Source organism: Shewanella sp. 11B5 (assembly GCF_002836795.1).
Taxonomy (GTDB): Bacteria; Pseudomonadota; Gammaproteobacteria; order Enterobacterales; family Shewanellaceae; genus Shewanella; species Shewanella frigidimarina.
The window spans coordinates 1-1,464 of record NZ_PJAP01000037.1 but is presented as its reverse complement, the minus strand read 5'-3'; the positions used below and the strand labels follow the sequence as shown (position 1 = coordinate 1,464).

The window sequence follows — 1,464 nt, the reverse complement described above, 5'->3', positions numbered from 1 at the left end:
GTTTGTTAGGGGAAGTGAAACGGTTTTTTTTGATACTTATTGATGGCGTTTTTTAGGTGAGAAATAGACTGCTTGATAAATAGAAGGGGAAGATTTTAATCATTGTTAGAAAACAAGCCCATTGATGGCTCGTTTTGTTTACAGGTGCAGAATAGTTGATTAGCTTATTAACGTGTTGGTCGACATAATAACTAACACGGTTGCACTAATACTACATAACACTAATGTGGCTATACGGGTTTTATCTTTATCAACGCGACCAATTAACTTACCCGAGACAAGATAACCAGCAACGACTGAAGGCAATAATAGCAGTGATAGCCATAAATGCTTCACTTCAACTAAGCCGACGATAGCTAAAATGGCTAGCGCTATTAATGAGCTAAACACGAAGAAGGCTGATAAAGCGGCTCTAAATTGACTTGGGTCTTGGCCTGCAAGCAAAATGGCCATTGGCGGACCGCCGATGGCAGCGATATTGCCAAATATGCCCGAAAATACCCCTGCGATAAATAAACTGAGACGATTAATGGGGGCGCTAAAGCGAAAAATGCTAAGAATAACAGCAATAAACACAATAGCTGCAATCACTAAGCCTAATATTGCTTGTGGGGCAAACAGCAATAATCCAGCGCCTAAAAACCCCCCAGGAATTCGCCCGAGTAAGGCATATTGCAAACCATTAAATTGTAAGTGACCACGCTCTCTAAACAAGGTCATTGCAGAAATGGCAAAGCCCATAACAATTATCGGAACTGGAACTAATTGAGGATTAACAATATACAGCAGCGGGCTTGCAACAACGGCTAACCCAAAGCCAATTAAGCTTTGAGTTAGCGCGCCAAAAAACACGATAATTGATGCCAGTATCAAGGTCGTTGGATCGATAAATGACATCATAAGTTCTCTTTAAAACATCACTGCTTCTTTATAGGGCAGTTTAAAAGTTTGTGAGGTAATCACTAATCAGTGAATTATTCGAGTTCTTCCCACTCGATACCCATATCATCCATTAACTTTTTCGCTTCACTTGGAATGCTATCAGGCTGATCTTTTGAAAGATCACCGTCATAAGGTAATGGTTGACCTGTGTACGCATGCAAAAATGCTTCGCATAGCAGTTCACTGTTAGTTGCATGGCGCAGATTATTTATCTGGCGACGCGTCCGCTCATCTGTCAGTACTTTTAATACTTTTAAAGGGATAGAAACCGTAATTTTTTTTACTTGTTCATTCTTTTTGCCGTGCTCGGCATATGGGCTGATATATTCGCCATTCCACTCAGTCATTAACTTACCCTTAACGATAAATACGCTGCAGATTTTAAACCGTTACAATCTCTAGTCAAATTATTGCTACTATTTAATCCCGATTGCAAATAGATTTCTTGATGTTTAGACGTCTAAACGTCTATTTTGGTTGACGGATGAGGATCTCTTAGGTAAATTTGGACGTCTAGACATC

The 1,464-nt window shown here is 39.9% G+C and carries 2 protein-coding genes; both read right to left on the bottom strand.

Features of this window, described 5'->3' with window-relative positions:
- Positions 1-159: 159 nt before the first annotated feature.
- Positions 160-900 carry a sulfite exporter TauE/SafE family protein gene (locus CXF78_RS00310; protein ID WP_102035665.1) on the bottom strand — a complete coding sequence of 247 codons (741 nt, stop codon included), beginning with the start codon at positions 898-900 and terminating at the stop codon, positions 160-162.
- 74 nt (positions 901-974) lie between these two features.
- Positions 975-1,289 (bottom strand): met regulon transcriptional regulator MetJ, encoded by a 315-nt coding sequence (metJ, locus tag CXF78_RS00305; protein ID WP_011638970.1) that lies wholly within the window; start codon positions 1,287-1,289, stop codon positions 975-977.
- Between the last annotated feature and the right edge of the window lie 175 nt (positions 1,290-1,464).

What these genes read in the sequence shown, in the direction of transcription:
- metJ (WP_011638970.1), bottom strand. Translation starts at nt 1,289, where the DNA reads ATGACTGAGTGGAATGGCGAATATATCAGCCCATATGCCGAGCACGGC.
- CXF78_RS00310 (WP_102035665.1), bottom strand. Translation starts at nt 900, where the DNA reads ATGATGTCATTTATCGATCCAACGACCTTGATACTGGCATCAATTATC.